This is a genomic window from Bradyrhizobium sp. AZCC 2176 (assembly GCF_036924645.1).
Lineage (GTDB): Bacteria > Pseudomonadota > Alphaproteobacteria > Rhizobiales > Xanthobacteraceae > Bradyrhizobium.
In genome coordinates this window covers 1,810,400-1,828,447 of sequence record NZ_JAZHRX010000001.1, presented here as the reverse complement: position 1 = coordinate 1,828,447, position 18,048 = coordinate 1,810,400, and the positions used below count along the sequence as shown (strand labels likewise).

Annotated in this window: 19 protein-coding genes; 13 read left to right on the top strand and 6 right to left on the bottom strand. The window is 62.6% G+C overall.

Translation table 11 applies throughout. The features are described 5' to 3' along the window. The first annotated feature begins 288 nt into the window (after positions 1-288). Positions 289-1,539: an IS4 family transposase gene (locus V1288_RS08355; protein ID WP_334361243.1), complete on the top strand. Its 1,251-nt coding sequence runs from the start codon at positions 289-291 to the stop codon at positions 1,537-1,539. Positions 1,540-1,587: 48 nt separating this feature from the next. Here the strand turns inward: V1288_RS08355 and V1288_RS08350 are convergent, their stop codons facing one another. Both V1288_RS08350 and V1288_RS08345 read right to left on the bottom strand, forming a co-directional pair. Next, positions 1,588-2,388: an SDR family NAD(P)-dependent oxidoreductase gene (locus tag V1288_RS08350; protein ID WP_334356594.1), complete on the bottom strand. Its 801-nt coding sequence runs from the start codon at positions 2,386-2,388 to the stop codon at positions 1,588-1,590. Positions 2,389-2,492: 104 nt separating this feature from the next. Beyond that, the gene (locus V1288_RS08345; protein ID WP_334356593.1) at positions 2,493-3,551 is read right to left on the bottom strand and encodes a polysaccharide deacetylase family protein; all 1,059 of its coding nucleotides are present in this window, start codon (positions 3,549-3,551) and stop codon (positions 2,493-2,495) included. 168 nt (positions 3,552-3,719) lie between these two features. Here V1288_RS08345 and V1288_RS08340 point away from each other — a divergent pair, with 168 nt between their 5' ends. From V1288_RS08340 to V1288_RS08325, 4 genes are all read left to right on the top strand, one after another. Next, on the top strand, positions 3,720-5,114 hold the full coding sequence (locus V1288_RS08340; protein WP_334356592.1) for an OmpA family protein: 1,395 nt from the start codon (positions 3,720-3,722) through the stop codon (positions 5,112-5,114). A 2-nt stretch (positions 5,115-5,116) separates the two neighbouring features. Then, positions 5,117-5,413 carry a hypothetical protein gene (locus V1288_RS08335; RefSeq protein WP_334356591.1) on the top strand — a complete coding sequence of 99 codons (297 nt, stop codon included), beginning with the start codon at positions 5,117-5,119 and terminating at the stop codon, positions 5,411-5,413. 278 nt (positions 5,414-5,691) lie between these two features. After that, a complete protein-coding gene (locus tag V1288_RS08330) occupies positions 5,692-6,756 on the top strand; it encodes a lysylphosphatidylglycerol synthase domain-containing protein (RefSeq protein WP_334356590.1) in 1,065 nt (354 codons plus the stop codon). Positions 6,757-6,796: 40 nt separating this feature from the next. After that, complete coding sequence (locus tag V1288_RS08325) at positions 6,797-8,104, top strand: ATP-binding protein (protein ID WP_334356589.1); 1,308 nt, start codon at positions 6,797-6,799, stop codon at positions 8,102-8,104. A 193-nt stretch (positions 8,105-8,297) separates the two neighbouring features. On the opposite strand, the gene V1288_RS08320 is transcribed toward V1288_RS08325, so the two are convergent. Then, on the bottom strand, positions 8,298-8,741 hold the full coding sequence (locus V1288_RS08320) for a MerR family transcriptional regulator (RefSeq protein WP_334356588.1): 444 nt from the start codon (positions 8,739-8,741) through the stop codon (positions 8,298-8,300). 101 nt (positions 8,742-8,842) lie between these two features. On the opposite strand from V1288_RS08320, the gene V1288_RS08315 reads away from it, so the two are divergent. Both V1288_RS08315 and V1288_RS08310 read left to right on the top strand, forming a co-directional pair. Beyond that, positions 8,843-9,562 (top strand): hypothetical protein, encoded by a 720-nt coding sequence (locus V1288_RS08315; protein WP_334356587.1) that lies wholly within the window; start codon positions 8,843-8,845, stop codon positions 9,560-9,562. A gap of 58 nt (positions 9,563-9,620) precedes the next feature. Continuing rightward, a complete protein-coding gene (locus V1288_RS08310; RefSeq protein ID WP_334356586.1) occupies positions 9,621-9,944 on the top strand; it encodes a YnfA family protein in 324 nt (107 codons plus the stop codon). Positions 9,945-10,012: 68 nt separating this feature from the next. Here V1288_RS08310 and V1288_RS08305 read toward each other — a convergent pair whose 3' ends face one another. The 3 genes from V1288_RS08305 to V1288_RS08295 all read right to left on the bottom strand — a co-directional run bounded on the left by V1288_RS08305 (position 10,013) and on the right by V1288_RS08295 (position 12,145). After that, positions 10,013-10,537: a hypothetical protein gene (locus V1288_RS08305; RefSeq protein ID WP_334356585.1), complete on the bottom strand. Its 525-nt coding sequence runs from the start codon at positions 10,535-10,537 to the stop codon at positions 10,013-10,015. After that, positions 10,534-11,736 (bottom strand): MFS transporter, encoded by a 1,203-nt coding sequence (locus V1288_RS08300; RefSeq protein WP_334356584.1) that lies wholly within the window; start codon positions 11,734-11,736, stop codon positions 10,534-10,536. Before V1288_RS08300 ends, V1288_RS08305 begins: the two co-directional genes overlap by 4 nt. A gap of 82 nt (positions 11,737-11,818) precedes the next feature. Continuing rightward, a complete protein-coding gene (locus V1288_RS08295) occupies positions 11,819-12,145 on the bottom strand; it encodes an ArsR/SmtB family transcription factor (RefSeq protein ID WP_334356583.1) in 327 nt (108 codons plus the stop codon). Positions 12,146-12,451: 306 nt separating this feature from the next. On the opposite strand from V1288_RS08295, the gene pstS reads away from it, so the two are divergent. The 6 genes from pstS to phoB all read left to right on the top strand — a co-directional run bounded on the left by pstS (position 12,452) and on the right by phoB (position 17,851). Next, complete coding sequence (gene pstS / locus V1288_RS08290; RefSeq protein ID WP_334356582.1) at positions 12,452-13,462, top strand: phosphate ABC transporter substrate-binding protein PstS; 1,011 nt, start codon at positions 12,452-12,454, stop codon at positions 13,460-13,462. Positions 13,463-13,649: 187 nt separating this feature from the next. Continuing rightward, positions 13,650-14,648: a phosphate ABC transporter permease subunit PstC gene (pstC, locus tag V1288_RS08285; RefSeq protein ID WP_334356581.1), complete on the top strand. Its 999-nt coding sequence runs from the start codon at positions 13,650-13,652 to the stop codon at positions 14,646-14,648. Position 14,649: 1 nt separating this feature from the next. Then, a complete protein-coding gene (pstA, locus tag V1288_RS08280) occupies positions 14,650-15,495 on the top strand; it encodes a phosphate ABC transporter permease PstA (RefSeq protein ID WP_334356580.1) in 846 nt (281 codons plus the stop codon). Then, positions 15,492-16,313: a phosphate ABC transporter ATP-binding protein PstB gene (gene pstB, locus V1288_RS08275; protein WP_334356579.1), complete on the top strand. Its 822-nt coding sequence runs from the start codon at positions 15,492-15,494 to the stop codon at positions 16,311-16,313. The genes pstA and pstB overlap by 4 nt, the downstream gene beginning before the upstream one ends. A 106-nt stretch (positions 16,314-16,419) precedes the next feature. Further along, on the top strand, positions 16,420-17,136 hold the full coding sequence (gene phoU, locus V1288_RS08270) for a phosphate signaling complex protein PhoU (protein ID WP_334356578.1): 717 nt from the start codon (positions 16,420-16,422) through the stop codon (positions 17,134-17,136). Between the two features lie 10 nt (positions 17,137-17,146). Further along, complete coding sequence (phoB, locus tag V1288_RS08265) at positions 17,147-17,851, top strand: phosphate regulon transcriptional regulator PhoB (RefSeq protein ID WP_057853529.1); 705 nt, start codon at positions 17,147-17,149, stop codon at positions 17,849-17,851. Positions 17,852-18,048 lie beyond the last annotated feature (197 nt).

Genomic DNA, 18,048 nt, shown 5'->3' with positions numbered 1-18,048 from the left:
ACGGCATCTGCCATCGTGCGATAACTGATGCATCACGCGGTATGGGTCCCTGCATTCGCACTAGGGTTTCTACACGTCTGGCGCGACAGATTGACTCGGTGTGTCATGATGTTATGCCGCTTTTGCGGTTTGTATGATTCTGTTTCTGACGCTTTGATTCGAAGGAGCGTCGGAGATGCAGCGAGAGCCGGATTTGTCACTGGGTGAGTTTGGCGACGTTCGCCTCGATAAAAGGGGGCGGCGTTTGTGCGGGCTATGCTTTGCACGCGCAGCGTCTGCTTGCGCCAGATGGCGCAGGGTGACTGGGCCGCGTACATGGCCTACTGGCGGTTCGTGAACAACCCGCAAGTCACGACCGATCAACTGATTGAAGGCTGGAGCAGGCAGACGGCGACTGTGGTCAACGGGCGCCATGTGCTGGCGATCCAGGACACCAGCGAGGTCAAGTTCCAGACGCGGCAAGGACGTCGGCGTGAACTGGGCAAAGTCGGCAAAGGCAATGCCCGCGGCGTGTTGCTGCATGCCATGATGGCGGTCGATGCCGACAGCGGGGCCTGTCTCGGCCTCACCGGCGGCAAGGTGTGGACGCGCAGGGGCAAGGTTAAGACCCCTCACGACGAGCGGGAGTTGGCCAACAAAGAGTCGGCGCGCTGGGTTACCACGGCCGATCAGGGCTGCGAGGTTCTGGCTGCGGCGCGCATGATCACCGTAATCAATGACCGTGAGGGGGAGTTCTTTGCGCACTGGGCGTTGACGCCCGGCGACAACGTCCACCTGCTGACGCGGGCCATGCATGATCATGCGCTGACCAACGGCAAAACACTTTATCAAGCGGTGGAGCGAGCCCGCTTCGGCGACAAGGCGGTGCTCGATCTGCCGCAGCGGATGGATCGCCGCGGTCGCCAAGCCCATCTCTCGCTGCGCTTCGGAACCGTCGTGCTCAAGCGGCCGGCGCGACCCGGCGTGAAGGACCTGCCGGAGGGTGTCAAAGTCAGCTTCGTGGAAGTCGTCGAGTTGCATCCCCCGAAGGGGGCTGAGCCCGTTCATTGGCTGCTCTTGACCACTCATTCGATCGCCAATACGGCCGATGCCTGGCGGATCGTCTCCTGGTACAAGCAGCGCTGGATCATCGAACAGCTCTTTCGCTCGCTGAAGAACCAAGGTCTGCGTATCGAGGACAGTCAGCTCGAAAGCGCCGAGGCTCTGATCAAGCTCGTGACGATCGCCACAAAAGCGGCATGTATCGTCATTCAGCTCGTTCAGGCCCGCAATGGTGGTGAACAATTGTCGGTCAAATGCGCCTTCACGCCGGAAGAAATCGAGGCACTTGCCGCCATCAACAAAACCATGAAAGGCAGGACCGAGCTTCAGAAGAACCCTCATCACCCCTATACTCTTCAATGGGCGGCATGGATCATCGCCAAGCTCGGCGGATGGACCGGCTACGCCTCGCATCGGCCACCCGGACCAATCACCTTCCACAATGGAATGGCTCGCTTCCAAATCATCGTCGCTGGCAGAGCCCTCGAAAATGTGTAGAAACCCTAGTGCATTCGCAGGGACGACATTGGCATCACGGGCTGGGTTTTACCCCGCGATCTCGAGCCCCGCATTGGCGTAGACCACGCCGCCATCGACTGCGATGGTATTACCGACCACGTAATCGCCTGCGCGCGAGGCGAGATAGATCGCGATTCCCGCCATGTCCTCATCGGTTCCGATACGCCGCGCCGGAATGCGCCTTGCGACTTCGTCCGAGTGGTCGCGCGCGGCGCGATTCATATCCGACTTGAATGCGCCCGGCGCGATCGCGGTGACATTGATGTTGTCCTTGACCAGTTTCGTCGCCATGCGCCGCGTCAGATGAATCACGGCGGCCTTGCTCGCGGCGTAGGAATAGGTCTCGCTGGGGTTGACGAAAATGCCGTCGACGGAGGCGATGTTGATGACTTTGGCAGGTCGTTCGTGCGAAGCCGCCGCGCGCAGCGGTTTCGCCAGCGCCTTGGTCAGGAAGAATAGCGACTTGACGTTGAGGTCCATGACCTTGTCCCAGCCGCTTTCGGGGAATTCGTCGAATTCGGCGCCCCACGCCGCGCCGGCATTGTTGACGAGGATGTCGAGCTTCGGCTCCAGCTTGATGATCTCAGCGGCGAGCTTGTCGCAGCCCGCGACCGTCGAGATGTCGATCGGCAGTGCGATGCATTCGCCGTCATAGGCGGCGGACAGCTCCTTCGCGGTCGCCTCGCAGGGGCCCGCCTTGCGTGCCGTGATGTAGACCTTTGCCGCGCCCTGCGCGAGAAAACCGGCCGCGATCATCTTGCCGATGCCGCGCGAGCCACCCGTCACCAGCGCGACGCGGCCGTTTAGCGAGAACAGATCCTTGAACATGCGTGCCTCCATTTGCTTTGCCACCGGTTTTGGGCGGGGGAGGGCGGTGAGTCAAGGAAGGCGCTGTTCTTCCTTCTCCCCTTGTGGGAGAAGGGAAGTAAGAACTACGCCGCGTCGATGCGGCGAAAGCCGTTCCACATGGCGGTGGCGGCGCCGGAGGTCAGCACGGGGATGATGCGCGCATCCTGGTAATTGCCGTTGAGCGAAACCCGCGGCAGCGCGGTCATGTGCTCGGCGCTTTCCGGAAAGATCATGCCCGGCCGCGTCGTCACCGCCGTCTTGAATCCTGCCATTTTCGCCAGTTTGAATTCGCGCCGGCCCGCCGCGATCCGGTCGCCATAGGGATAGGCGAGATGAAGCACCGGCCGCTGCAACGCCGCTTCGATCCGCGCGCGGCTGGTGGCCAGTTCGAGCGACGCGGTCTCCTCGCTCTGCCGCGCCAGATTGCAATGCGTGATGGTATGCGCGCCGATCGTCACCAGCGGATCATCGGCGAATGCCTTCAGTTCTTGCCAGGACATGCAGAGCTCGCGGGCGATCGGCGTCTCGTCGACGTCATATCGCGTGCACAGCGCGGAGATTTCGCGCTGCATATCATGTTCGGTCGGCAGCGCGCGCAGCCAGTCGTGCATGCGGGCGAAGGCCGCTTGCTTCGCCGCCGGCGTCGAGGCGTCGAGGCGGGTCTTTACGCCGCCGATCGGGACTTCGATCGAGGACGCCTTGGCGATCGCCCGCTCGAGCGCGACCCACCACAACTTCCCGGTGCCTTCCGCGAAATCGCTCGTCACATAGACGGTGAGGGGCGCGTCAAATTCACGCATTACCGGCAGGGCGAAATCGCGGTTGTCGCGATAGCCGTCGTCGAGGGTGAAGCAGGCGAAGCGCCGCGCGAAATTGCGCGCCTGGAGTCGCTGATGCACCTCGTCCATGGTGAGGATGTCGACATCGAGCGTGCGAAGATGCGCCAGCATTGCCCGCAGGAATTCCGGCTCGACCTCGAGATGATGATTGGGCTGAAACTCGCCGTCGCGCCTCGGGCGGACGTGATGCAGCATGAAAATGACGCCGACACCTGCGAAGATTGGTCGCAGCAGGTAATGCGCCCCGGAGAAGTACAGCGCTTCCAGTCCGGCGCGGATGACGGTGTTGCGAAGCAGTTTCATCGAGATGCAGGGCCGCCCGGTTATTTACGGAGCAAAATTAGCGAAAGACCGCTGAAGAAACAGTTAGCCTGACCAATTTCAGAGCGTTTCGGCTCCTGCGACATTTCGGGTTTGACAGCCTCGCAAGGGTTTGTTTTCTCTCCGTTCCGGACCCCGGCAGGAACTCGAATGCACGGACTTTTCAGGTGGAGTGGCAAATGGTGGCCGGGCATCATTCCTTTGGTCATGTTTTGGGCTATCGCGGCCTGGACGAGCACCGAACTGCTTGAAGCCGACCTGGCGCAGCGTTCGACCGTAGCCCTCAAGGACACCGTCCTCGACAAGAGGCGAATCTCGGTCGCAGGCCGCGATGTGACGCTTGCGGCGGACGCTTTCTCGGAAGACGGCCGGCAGAGTGCGGTGGCCTCGGTGGAGGCGGTGCCGGGTGTGCGGTTGGTTAACGATGACACCCGGCTCGTTCCCGAAGCCAAGCCGTTTGTCTGGTCGGCCGAACGCGACGTCCTTCGGGTGACGCTGTCGGGCAGTTCGCCCCTGCCGGCGAGCAAGGGCCGGTTGATGGAAGCGGCCCGCGCCAATCTCGGCGGCGTCGAAGTGGTCGACCGGATGAATCTGTCGCGCGGGGCGCCGCCGCGTTTCGACAATGCCGCGCTGTTGCTGCTCGACCAGGTCGGCAAGCTGAAGGACGGCAAGATCACGCTGTCGGACACCAAGGTCAGCCTGTCCGGCATGGCGCGCGAGCTCGGCGGCCGGGAAGCCATCGCCGCCGCGCTGAAAAATCTGCCCGAGGGCTTTTCAGTTTCAGCCAACGAGGTCAAGGCGCCGCCTTACATCTTCCAGGCCTACAAGGATCCGGTCGCGGTGACGCTGACACTGACCGGCAACGTGCCCGACAACAACGTCCATGCCGCGCTGGTGGCGGCGGCGGGACGCAAGTTCTTCAGCGAAAAGGTCGTCGACAACCTCAAGGCGAGCATCGGCGCCCCTGTAGGTTTTGCCAACGCGGTGGTGCCGGCGCTCGGCGCGCTGTCGCGGCTGTCGACCGGCACGCTCGTCGTGTCCGACCGGGAGGTCAAGCTGTCGGGCGACGCGTTTTATGAAGCCGCCGCCGGCCAGATCCGCGCCGGCCTCGGCAAGGACTTTCCGCAGGGCTGGCAGTTCAAGCCGGAAATCTCGGTCAAGCCGGCCGCGGCGCCGGTGGATGCGACGGTCTGCCAGCAATTATTCGCGGAGTTACTGGGCAAGGCCCGGATTCGCTTCGAGGCCGGCAAGGCCGATATCGTCGCGGATTCCGCCGGCCTGCTCGACCGCCTGATCGAAACCGCGTTGCGCTGTCCGACCGCCAATATCGAGATATCAGGACATACCGATGCCGACGGCGACGAGGCGGGCAACCAGGCGCTGTCCGAGAAACGTGCGCAGGCGGTCTCCGACTATTTGGTCAAGGCAGGGTTGCCGGCCAACCGCTTCAGCGCCGTCGGCTATGGTTCGACCCAGCCGATTGCGGGCAACGATACCGACCAGGGCAAGGCGCAGAACCGCCGCATCGATTTCGTGGTGAAGTGAGCATGGCCTATCTGACCACATTCTACTGGGGCTGGCTGCTGGGATCGGCGCTGCTCGGCTTCGCCATGGGCTGGATATCCGTGGTTCAGCATGGCGAGGGTGTCCCGCGGAAGCTGCGGTGGGCGCTTTCGGCTTTGGTCGCGGCGCTGGTCGCCGCCGCGTTCGCGCGTGTCGTGCCCGGGCGCTTCGGCTACTGGCTCGATCTCGGCCTGATCATGTTCGCGCTCTATCTCTGCTTCTGTGCGGTCGGCTCATGGTTGCGCGATTGGGTGGTCTCGCGCAGCGCGCCGTCGGCCTGACCGCACCATGAACCCGCCAGCTCCACCGCTGTCATTGTCACGTGTTGTTGACCGGCCCCGGCTATGGTCACGAATCGCCGTCGGGCGGCAGGATTGCTGCAAAACCGTACTTCTACCGTCGTCAACTGGCGCCTAATATGTTGAAGAAGCGTGTTTTATTGTCGTCAGACGAATTCCACTCCGGCTCAAAACGCGCTACCAGAGGAGCAAGGGAGCAGCGTAGCGCCGGCAGGGTTTACGCCGTTACTGTCGTCGCAGAAGCGCAATTCGAGGTGTAGATGCTGGAAGCAATACGCAGGGCGATCTCGTTTCTGCGCCAGAAGCAGGTCCTGCACAAGCTCGGGGTTTTGATCAGCATCACGGTCATCGCCGTTGCGTGCTACGTGCTCTATCACATGCTCCGGGGCATCGACTCCAATGAGGTGATCGAGGCCATCAAGAGCACCGAGCCGCGCCAGATTGCGCTGGCGGCCCTGTTCGTGGCGGCGGGCTATTTCACGCTGACCTTCTATGACTGGTTTGCCGTCCGCGCGATCGGCCACCGCCGCATTCCCTACCGCGTCAACGCGCTGGCCGCCTTCACCTCCTATTCGATCGGGCACAATGTCGGCGCCAGCGTCTTCACCGGCGGCGCGGTGCGCTACCGGATCTATTCGGCCTGGGGGCTGAACGCGATCGACGTCGCCAAGATCTGTTTCCTCGCCGGGCTGACCTTCTGGCTCGGCAATGCAGCGGTGCTGGGACTGGGCATCGCCTATCACCCGGAAGCCGCCGCCTCGATCGATCAGTTGCCGGTCTGGCTCAACCGCGTCGCGGCGTTCGGCATCATCATCGCGCTGATCGGATATGTGGTCTGGGTCTGGGCCCAGCCGCGCAGCGTCGGCCGCGGGCCGTGGACGGTCACGCTGCCGGGCGGGCCACTGACGCTGCTGCAGATCGCCATCGGCATTATCGATCTCGGTTTCTGCGCGCTGGCGATGTATGTGCTGGTGCCGGACGAGCCCAATCTGGGTTTCGTTGTCGTGGCTGTCATCTTCGTCTCGGCCACGCTGCTGGGGTTCGCCAGCCATTCGCCGGGTGGGCTCGGCGTTTTCGATGCCGCCATGCTGGTCGGCCTCTGGCAAATGGACCGGGAGGAACTGCTCGCCGGCATGCTGCTGTTCCGCGTCCTCTATTATATCGGGCCATTTGTCATATCTGTAATCTTGCTGACGCTTCGGGAGATTATCATCGGCGCGCGATCGAAGCGCCTGCGCCAGTTGGCAGCGGGCGCCGACGCCGAGCCGACGAGGCATGAGGCCGCCGTCTATGTGCGCGAGCGTGGCGACACGGGCACCGGATGACGCGGCGGGGCCTCGCGAATAGAGGAAAAAAGCCTGCGCCATGGCGATAGACGATTCCAGCAGTTCCTCGATTTTCGCGCCGTGGCCGGACCGGTTGCGGCATTCGGCCATCATCCTGCTGGCCGCCGGCCTCGCGCTTTGCGCGCTCGTGGTGCTGGCCGATCTGTCGCTGGCGCGTGCCATGGCGGTTTTCATTTGTATCGCCGCCGCGGCGCTGGTGCCGTGGCGGCTGCACCATGTGACGGCCTCCCGTGACGATGTCCGCGCCGTCAGTCCGGTCGAGTCCGCCGCCGTCAGCGCCGTCGTTGCCGGCATGCCGGATCCGGCCGTGCTGCTCGACCGCGCCGGCCGCGTCCTGCATCTCAACGCGGCGGCCGCCCAGCTCGCGCCTGCGCTCCGCAAGAATGAGCTCGCGCAGTTTGCGCTGCGCTCGCCCGAGATCATCACCGCATTGCGCGAGGCGATCGCGACCACCGAACCGCGCCGGGCGACCTATCTCGACCAGGTGCCGGTCGACCGCTGGATGGAACTGATCATCACGCCGGTGCCGGTGCCGACGCTGTTCGGCGGCACCGAGAAGTGCATGCTGATGACCTTCCACGACCAGACGCCGCTGCGGCGGGTCGAGGAAATGCGCGCCGATTTCGTCGCCAATGCCAGCCACGAACTGCGGACGCCGCTTGCGGCGTTGTCGGGCTTCATCGACACGCTGCAGGGGCCTGCCAAGGACGACGCCAAGGCGCGCGAGCGCTTTCTGTCGATCATGCATACGCAGGCGACCCGGATGGCGCGGCTGATCGACGATCTCCTGTCGCTCTCACGGGTCGAATTGTCGGCCCATGTCCGGCCCGATGCCTGCGTCGATATCGTGCCGATCATCCGCCAGGTCGCCGACGGGCTGGAGCCGCTCGCCCGGGAGCGCCAGGTCGAAATCGAGATCGATCTGCCCACCGTGCCGGTGACGATCGCGGGCGATCGCGAGGAACTGCTGCGGCTGTTCGAAAACCTGATCGAGAACGCGCTCAAATATGGCGCATCCGGCGGGCGCGTGATCGTTTCCCTGACCGAGGTAGCCTCGGGCGAGGGCGCGCCGGAAGTCCGTATCATGGTGCGGGATTTCGGCCCCGGGATCGCGCCGGAACACCTGCCGCGGCTGACCGAACGCTTCTACCGGGTCGACGTCGGCGACAGCCGGGCGCAGGGTGGAACCGGGCTCGGGTTATCGCTGGTGAAACATATTCTTAACCGTCATCGCGGCCGGCTTTTGATCGAAAGCGTGCCGAAAAACGGCGCGGTCTTTACCGCCTGTTTTCCCCAGGCCAAGACGTCCTCCGTAAGCCAGGAGTAGTGTCTCAGTTTTGAAATCTGGTCCCTCGAAGGTCGCTCTTCAGCTGGCTATCGTGCTGCGTTTAGCAGGAAATGATTAGGCCGGGCCACTGCTGCGTCTTCTCCTGCAGGACCGTGCCGTGCACGCCGATCCAAGAGAACGGTAAGGGCGCTTGTTGTCGCTGAGCCGCGCCGCAGTTCGCGTGTCTTCCTGCCTAACAGCCCCGCTGCATAACAGAGGTCTTGCAAGGGCCGCTTGCGAGATCATCAAGGATCACGCAGTCGGGTCCCGGCCCGCCGGCGCAGGAAGAATCGCAGTTCACAACGAATGCGGCGATGCTGCGCTCAAGCGCCTTCAACTCAGCGAGCTTCGCGCGTACGGTCGCGAGATGCGCTTCCGCCATATTGCGCGCATGCATGCAAGAGCTTTGCGGGTCCTGCACTAGCTCGACGAGTGAGCGAACTTGTTCGATCGGGAACCCGAAATCTCGGCAGCGGCGAATGAATGTCAGCCGCTTCACGTCAGCATCGTCATACACGCGCTGACCGCCGGCCTGCCGGTCCGCTGGACGAAGCAAGCCAATCTCTTCGTAGTAACGAATAGTCGGCACGTTGGTGCCCGTCCGCCTCGCAAGGGCTCCAATCTTCAAATTCGACATTCCTGGGCTCACTGCGGTTTTTCCTCTTGAACCTCAAGTTACTTGAGGAAGTAGCCTACAGGCAAGGACCTCGTCAGGAGGCCGAGAGGAGACTGCAAGAAATGACTACGATTGAAGCCCCGCCGATCGCCTGCACGTTAACCGCTGGTGAATATAAGGATCGATTGGCATCGATCCGTGCCTTGACCCGTGATGCGCTGCGTCGCCACGAGCGACGGGGCTTGGTTCTAGATCTTTATTACGCCCTGGAAGCCGCCGAGCGCGTCAGCGAGATGGTTCGAAAGGAGCAAGTGTGTTGCGCATTTCTAACCTTCGATGTCCGGTCCGCAACGGAAGAAATCCGCCTTTCGATCACAGCGCCGGAATCGTCCCGCGACGCTGTCGACCCGCTGTTTGAGCAGTTCCTTGCGGGAGCGCAAGCCCCATCGGGATGCGGGTGCGCAGCACCATCGAATACGACGCCCCTGATTGCCGAGCAGCGGCCCGGCGAGAAAGCCGCCGGATTGACCGCCGTCACCCTCGCTACTGGAGCAGTGGCATGCGGCGCGTGTTGCGTGCTCCCATTTGCCTTGCCTGCGGTGGCAGCCGCAGGAACAGGGAGCATACTCGCATTCGTGGCCAGCGCGCACGTTTGGGTGACGGGCTTGGCGGTGCTCGCTGTCGTCGGCGCCTGGAGTTGGATTGTTTGGCAGTCAATGCGAGCACGACGGTGGCCAGCCGCGTCGACTCTTTACATGATGGCCGTAGCCACCGTCTTGTTGAGTGTCGCGGTGCTCTGGCCACTTATCGAGCATCAGCTTGCCCGCGTCCTGAGGGCATAACAGGAGGCTCGGTTCTGGAGCATTGAACTTAGCAGCGGAAGGTGTGAAACGATCAGGGATGCAGACGACTGTTGTCTATATTGGGGCCGCCATTGCCGAGATCGCAGGTTGCTTTGCTTTCTGGGGCTGGTTGCGCCTCGGCAAGCCGACTTGGTGGCTGATTCCGGGTGTCGTTTCCCTGATCGTATTCGCGTACCTGCTGACGCTGGTCGAAACCGAGGCCGCAGGCAGGGCTTACGCCGCGTATGGCGGCATTTACATCGTTTCCTCGTTGCTTTGGCTGTGGAGCATTGAGGGCGTCCGGCCGGATCGTTGGGATGTCACGGGCGCTGCAATCTGTCTGTTTGGTGCGGCCATCATCTTAGCGGGACCGCGCGGCTGAAGAATGGAAGGGCTCGCGCCGCGGCTCTTGGCAAACGCATGTCGCATCTTGCCGCATTAACTGGGAACTTAGGTGCGCGCTCGCGCCAGCGGATGCCAAAGAAGCGCGCGTACGATGAGCGGTATGCCGAATGCGAGAGGTATCGCCCAATACATGAAATGTGGCAATTCTTTCCAGATCGGCAGTTGCTTTCCGTTATCGACGTAGAAGGCAATAAGCATCAGGATATACGACAGACCCATCCCCATGATGTGGAGCCTAACCCAGTCTTTCCACCGCCGCCTGAGCGCCATGCGCCCGCTCCAAGCGGAGGCGAACGACATCGCTCCAAGAATGAACAAGTGATAATTTTCGTCCCAGCGCATCAGCGACAGGAACGTCGCAGACGCGAACAGTGCCAGCAGACACCAGAAATAGATCGTCCCCAACTTCGAATGCCGGCCGCGATGCTTCTCGCTCAACATCGCGATCGCGCCAATGCCAACGCACGCAAGGCCAAGGGGAATATGCAATCCGAAAATGACTGTCAGAAAGACAGGATCGGTCGAGGGAATCTCGATGCCCGCCACAACGGTTGTTTCCCCTGCCGTCATGACGTTCGCTCCGTCATCGGAGACGGAATCGCCGTTGTATTTGCCGCCGCTGACGGGCAACACACGACGAAAGCTGCCGCCCCGCACATGAGGGAAAGCCCGCAGCAGACTGTCAGCACGGCTCCGTAGCTTTCCGTCCAGTCGATGCTTGCAGCGAACGGAAGCGGCCCTAACGCAGCGCCCGCAACACCGAATACGAACGAAGTTCCCCTGATTGCGCCGAGATGATCGCGGCCAAAATACTGTGCGAAGCCGGCGGCGTTGATCGCTTGCTGCGAACCGTAAGCGGCGCCCAGGCTCAACGCGTAGAGCCAGCTCACGGCAACGCCGCCACCGAACACCGGAAGGGCCGAGGCGAGCGCAAGCATGCCCATCGCCAGCGGAACCAGACGTCGTGGTTCATAGCGATCCACCAGGAGTCCCGTGCCGAGGGTAGCGGCAGCCTGAACGCCGCCAGCAATCGCCAGCAGCGTCAGCGCATCCACGTAAGCTACTCCGGCGGTCTGCATGATCGAGAAGTGATTGAGCAAGAGTGCCGTGCCGACCGCATTGGTCAGGAAGCCGGCGGCACACAGCAACCAAAACACGCCCGTGCGCAGCGCCTGCTGTCGCGAAAATGACGGCTCCGGCCGCGGGTCTTTCGCTGTCAGCGCAAGCCCGGCGTCCGGGCTGAGACCGAATTTCTCCGGGCGATCCCGGAATAGCAGAGCGGCGACCGGCAGAATGGTCAGCGCGACAAATCCGGCAAGCGCAAGGTAGGCGCCTCTCCAACCGAACAGCGAAATGAGGAAATCGATTACTTGCGGAAAAATCATTGATCCGGCCGCGAGCCCGAGGCTGGCCGCGGCTGCGGCGATCCCGCGCCGTCGCACAAACCACAGATTGACGACTTGCTGGCTCACGAGGCTGAGGCCGCCAATGGCAGCGCCACGCAGGAGCGCAAAGCCGATCAACAGCATGAGGGCGGACTGAACGCTCGCCATGAACGCGCAGGCCAAAGCAAGTCCAGCGGCGATGATGGTGGCGGTGGCCCGTGGTCCAAGCCGGTCGATCCAGCGGCCGATCACTGGCGCCGGCAGAATCCCTGCGAGCGTGCCGGCTGCATAAGCGATCGACGCCGACGTGCGTGAGATGCCGAGTTCGGCGGTGATCGGATCGAAGAAAACGGAGACGCCCGCCGTCTGGCCGGGCAGCGTCATGAAGGAGCCGAATGTGCCCGCCCCCAATATGACCCAACCGTAGTGAATGGTCGGCAACTTCGCGCTAACCGGCTGCGGTAGGTCAACCCGCCCGGCGCCCGGCCTCTGCCGGCAAATCGTCCGCAAACCCTTCGCAACAATGCTCGCGCAGGAACCCGATAATCGAGTCGATGCGATGGTACTGGGCGCGGCAAATTACCTCCCGCCCGATCTTTTCCTGCGCGACAAGGCCTGCGCTAACCAGGCCTCGCAGATGAAAGGCCAAGGTCGATGCCGCCAGGTCGAGACGGGTCTGTATTTCGCTGATGTTGAGCCCCGGCGGGCCGGCGCGAACGAGAAGCCGATAGATGTCCAGGCGAGTCAGGTTGCCCAGTTCGGCGAGGCAGCGTGCGGCGAGCTCTCGGTCCATGGTGCTTCATAACGCAACGGCATGGAGTTGACAACCATAATACTAGTTTTATGGTTATATACAATCTGAGCCGTCGCTGCGGACTTTTATCGGAAATTGGGGGTAGGGAACCGCGCGGTCTTTACCCCTGTTTTCCCCAGTTCAAGGCCCCGTCAGCGCAATAAATTTAAGCGATTTCAAGCGCTTGATTGTGTCATCCAACTGTCATCGAACCTTCGTAAAAGCTCTATCGACCGCTCCTAGACGAGCGGGGTGTGAGCGCGATCGGGCGCAACAGGCGCTTCGCTCACCAGATGGAGACCAACCATGAATTTCCTCAGGACAATCGTCGCTGCCGGCATGGTCGCCGCTTCGACGTCGGCCTTCGCTGCCGACATCACCGGCGCGGGCGCCACGTTCCCCTTCCCGATTTATTCGAAGTGGGCCGACGCCTACAAGAAGGAGACCGGCAACGGTCTGAACTACCAGTCGATCGGCTCCGGCGCCGGCATCAAGCAGATCCAGGCCAAGACCGTGACCTTCGGCGCCACCGACGCGCCGCTCAAGCATGAGACGCTCGAGAAGGACGGCCTGGTGCAGTGGCCGATGGTGATGGGCGCGATCGTGCCGGTCGTGAACCTCGAAGGCATCAAGCCGGGCGAACTCGTGCTCTCGGGCGAAGTGCTTGGCGACATCTATCTCGGCAAGATCAAGAAGTGGGACGATGCCGCGATTGCAAAGCTCAATCCGAAGCTGAAGCTGCCGGCTGACGCCATCACCGTGGTGCGCCGCTCCGACGGTTCGGGCACCACCTTCAACTTCACCGACTATCTCTCGAAGTCGAGCGCCGATTGGAAAGCCAAGGTCGGCTCCGGCACCGCGGTCGAATGGCCGGCCGGCGTTGGCGCCAAGGGCAATGAAGGCGTTGCCGGCAATGTCGGCCAGACCAAGAACGCGATCGGCTACGTCGAATATGCCTACGCCAAGCAGAACAAGCTGACCTATGCGGCGATGATCAACAAGGCCGGCAAGACCGTGCAGCCGACCATCGCAGCGTTCCAGGCGGCCGCCTCCAACGCCGACTGGGCCAAGGCGCCCGGCTATTACGTGATCCTGACCGACCAGCCCGGCGAAGCCTCCTGGCCGATCACGGCGGCGACCTTCATCCTGATGCACAAGGATGCGACCGACAAGGCGGCGTCCCAGGAAGCCATCAAGTTCTTCAAATGGTCGTTCGAGAAGGGCGCCAAGATGGCCGAAGAACTCGACTACATCCCGATGCCGGAATCGGTGGTCAAGCTGATCGAAAAGACCTGGTCGTCAGAGATCAAGAGCTGAGGTCCAAGTACTCTGTGTCCCGGACGCGGTGCAGCGTCTCTTGACGATGCACCGCAGAGCCGGGACCCATTGGGCGACCAATCAAGAAGAAAATAGGCTCCGGAATAGCGGCGCACCGCAAGCGCTGCACCGCATCGGGGGCACGAGACGGATCGAACCGGATCGAGTAAAAGTACAGGGGATTGGCGTGGCAGAAATGGCGGTTGAAAGCGACGTAATGGAAGCTGCCGGACCCTACGATCGCGCACGGGCCCTCAGCGCGTTCAAGCTCGGCGATATCACCTTCTACTGGATCACGCGCGCCTGCGCGATCTCGGTTCTCCTCATCCTCGGCGGCATCATCATCTCGCTGATCGTCGGCGCGTGGCCCGCGATCCGTGAATATGGCGCGGCCTTCCTGTGGACGCAGCGCTGGGCGCCGTCGGCCGATCCGCCGGTACTCGGTGCGCTCGGCCCGATCTACGGCACGCTGGTTACCTCCGTGATCGCGATGATGATCGCCATTCCGGTCGGCCTCGGCATTGCGGTGTTCCTCACCGAAATCTGCCCGATCTGGCTGCGCCGTCCGATCGGCCTTGCCGTCGAGCTGCTCGCCGGCATTCCTTCGATCATCTACGGCATGTGGGGCTTCTTCGTGCTGGGGCCATTCCTGGCCAACACGTTCCAGCCATTCATGATCAGCGTGTTCGACGGCATCCCCGTGCTGGGAACGATCTTCGCAGGTCCTCCCTCCTATCTCAGCCTGTTCAACGCTGCGCTCATTCTCGCGATCATGGTGCTGCCCTTCATCACCGCGATCTCGGTCGATGTGTTCAAGACGGTGCCGCCGGTGCTGAAGGAAGCGGCCTATGGCGTCGGCTGCACCACCTGGGAAGTCGTCCGCAACGTCGTCATTCCCTACACCCGGGTCGGCGTGATCGGCGGCATCATGCTGGCGCTCGGCCGGGCGCTCGGCGAGACCATGGCGGTGACCTTCATCATCGGTAATTCGTTCAAGATCCAGTCCTCGATCTTCGCGCCGGGCACCACGATCTCGGCGGCGATCGCATCCGAATTCGCCGAGAGCGACGGGCTGCACCAGTCGGGCCTGATCCTGCTCGGCCTGCTGCTGTTCATTCTGACGTTCTTCGTTCTCGCTGCCGCGCGGCTGATGCTGATGCGGCTGGAAAAGAAGGCGGGGAACTGACATGAACCCGATCTACGCCGCCCGCCGCCGCAACGACATCATCATCCGCACGCTCTGCGTCGGCGCCGCGCTGTTCGGTGTGACCTGGCTGGCGCTGATCCTGTTCACGCTGTTCTACAACGGCCTTTCCGGCATCAACCTCGCCGTCTTCGCCCAGGATACGCCGCCGCCGGGATCGACCGATGGCGGCCTGCGCAACGCCATCATCGGCTCGATCATGATGACCGTGATCGGGGTCGGCATCGGCGCGCCGCTCGGCCTGTTCGCCGGCACGTATCTCGCCGAATATGGCAAGCACGACAGGCTCACCTCGGTGATCCGCTTTATCAACGACATCCTGTTGAGCGCGCCCTCGATCATCATCGGCCTGTTCATCTATGGCGCGGTCGTCGTGCCGATGCGCGGCTTCTCGGCGATCGCCGGCTGCCTGGCGCTGGCCGTGATCGTGATCCCCGTGGTGGTTCGCACCACCGAGGACATGCTGGGGCTGGTGCCCAATCCCTTGCGCGAGGCGGCATCCGCGCTCGGGCTGCCGCGCTCGCTGGTGATCCGGCGGATCGCCTATCGCGCTGCCCGGTCCGGCCTGATCACCGGCGTCCTGCTCGCCACCGCCCGCGTTGCCGGCGAAACCGCGCCGCTGTTGTTCACCGCGCTGTCGAACCAGTTCTTCAGTCTCGACCTGACCAAGACGATGGCCAACCTCCCGGTCACCATCAACAACTTCGTCCAGAGCCCCTATGCCTACTGGAAGCAACTCGCCTGGGCCGGCGCCCTGTTGATCACGCTCACCGTACTTGCCTTGAATATTGGCGCGCGCATTCTTGGCGCCGAGAGGACATCCAAATGACCGATCTCTCCGTATCCGTGAGCTCAGCGACGGGACCCGTTCCGCAGGTGGCGCTGCCCGAGGCCGCGCCCAAGGTGACCGCCCGCGGCCTGAACTTTTACTATGGCGAGCACCATGCGCTGAAGAACATCAACCTGACGCTCGGCACCCACCGCGTCACCGCCTTCATCGGCCCGTCCGGCTGCGGCAAGTCGACCCTGCTGCGGATCTTCAACCGGATGTACGACCTCTATCCCGGCCAGAAGGCGACCGGCCAGTTGATGCTCGACCAGACCAACATCCTCGACCCCAAGCTCGACCTCAATCTGCTGCGCGCCCGCGTCGGCATGGTGTTCCAGAAGCCGACGCCGTTCCCGATGACGATCTATGAAAACATCGCCTTCGGCATCCGCCTGTATGAAAAGATCTCCAAGTCCGAGATGGACGGCCGCGTCGAAAAGGCGCTGCGCGGCGGCGCGCTGTGGAACGAGGTCAAGGACAAGCTGAATGCCTCGGGCCTGTCGCTGTCCGGCGGCCAGCAGCAGCGGCTCTGCATCGCCCGCACCGTCGCGGTGCGGCCCGAGGTGATCCTGTTCGACGAGCCCTGTTCGGCGCTCGACCCGATCTCGACCGCCAAGATCGAGGAACTGATCCAGGAGCTGGCGGAGGACTACACCATCGCCATCGTCACCCATAACATGCAGCAGGCGGCGCGCGTCTCCGACAAGACCGCCTTCATGTATCTCGGCGAGCTGATCGAGTTCGACGACACCAACAAGATTTTCACCTCGCCGAGCGATCGACGCACCCAGGACTACATCACCGGCCGGTTTGGCTAGCATGATCCGGAAAAGTGGGAACCGGTTTTCCGAAGAGATCATGCTCAAACGAGGAAATAAAATCATGATCCGATTAGAATCGGACCATGATTTGAGGAGATAAGAGATGGCATCCGAGCACACCGCCAAGGCGTTCGACAGCGACCTTCAGGAACTGACCCGTCTCGTCGCCGAGATGGGTGGCCTGTCTGAACGCATGATCACCGAATCCGTCGACGCGCTGGTCCGCCGCGACGTCGCCCTCGGCAAGCGCGTCGTCGCAGCCGACGTCGAGATCGACCGGCTGCAGCATCTGATCGAGGAGCGCGCGGTGCTGACGATTGCGCGGCGCCAGCCGATGGCGATCGACCTGCGCGAAATCGTCGGCGCCATGCGGGTCGCCACCGATCTGGAGCGGATCGGCGACCTCGCCAAGAACATGGGCAAGCGGGTCGCGGCGCTGGAGAACGATTTCCAGCCGCTCAAGCTGATGCGCGGCCTGGAACACATGACCGATCTGGTGCTGTCGCAGGTCAAGTCGGTGCTGGACGCCTATGCGGCGCACGATCTGCCGGCGGCGATGGCGGTGTGGAAGGGCGACGAGGAAGTCGACGCCATCTGCACCTCGCTGTTCCGCGAGCTCCTGACCTATATGATGGAGGATCCGCGCAACATCTCGTTCTGTATTCATTTGATGTTCTGCGCCAAGAACATCGAGCGGATCGGCGACCACGCCACCAACATCGCCGAAACCGTGTTCTACATGATCGAGGGACAGCAGATGCTCGACAAGCGCCCGAAGGGCGACATGACGACGTTCGCCACGACCCTGCCTAATACTTGAGGAAAGCAGAATGAGCGCGCGCATTATGGTGGTCGAGGACGAGGAAGCGCTGACCACGCTGTTGCGCTACAACCTCGACGCAGAAGGTTATGATGTCGAAACCGTCGCCCGCGGCGACGATGCGGATACGCGGCTGAAGGAGCGCGTGCCCGATCTCGTCGTGCTCGACTGGATGCTGCCGGGACTGTCCGGCATCGAGCTGTGCCGCCGACTGCGCGCCCGGCCGGAGACCAAGCAGTTGCCGATCATCATGCTCACGGCACGCGGCGAGGAGAGCGAGCGGGTGCGGGGGCTGGCGACCGGCGCCGACGATTACATCGTCAAGCCGTTCTCGGTGCCGGAGCTTTTGGCGCGGGTGAAGGGCCTGTTGCGGCGGGCAAGCCCCGAGCGGCTCGCCACGGTGCTGACCTATGGCGATATCGAACTGGATCGTGAGAAAAGGCGCGTTGCGCGTTCCGGCCGCCAGATCGATCTCGGCCCGACCGAGTATCGGCTATTGGAATTTTTCCTCGAACATCCCGGCCGCGTCTTCAGCCGCGAGCAGTTGCTCGACAGCGTCTGGGGCCGCGACATCTATATCGACGAGCGCACCGTCGACGTCCATATCGGCCGCCTGCGCAAGCTGCTCAATCCGGGCCGAGAACAGGATCCCATCCGCACTGTGCGCGGCGCGGGTTATGCACTGGACGACCGGTTTGCGAAGGTGGAGCCGTAACGCTCTGCTGGTTGTCTCAGCAAACTCCGGCGTCGTCCCCGCGAACGCGGGGACCCATAACCACAAATCTCGATTGTTGAAACGCGCTGGAGCTCCAGCGAAGCATAACCACTGACATCCGTGGTTATGGGTCCCTGCGGTTCGCAGGGACGACGAACGATTTAGTTCGTAGATCCTCTGGGTGAGTGGGTGGTCGC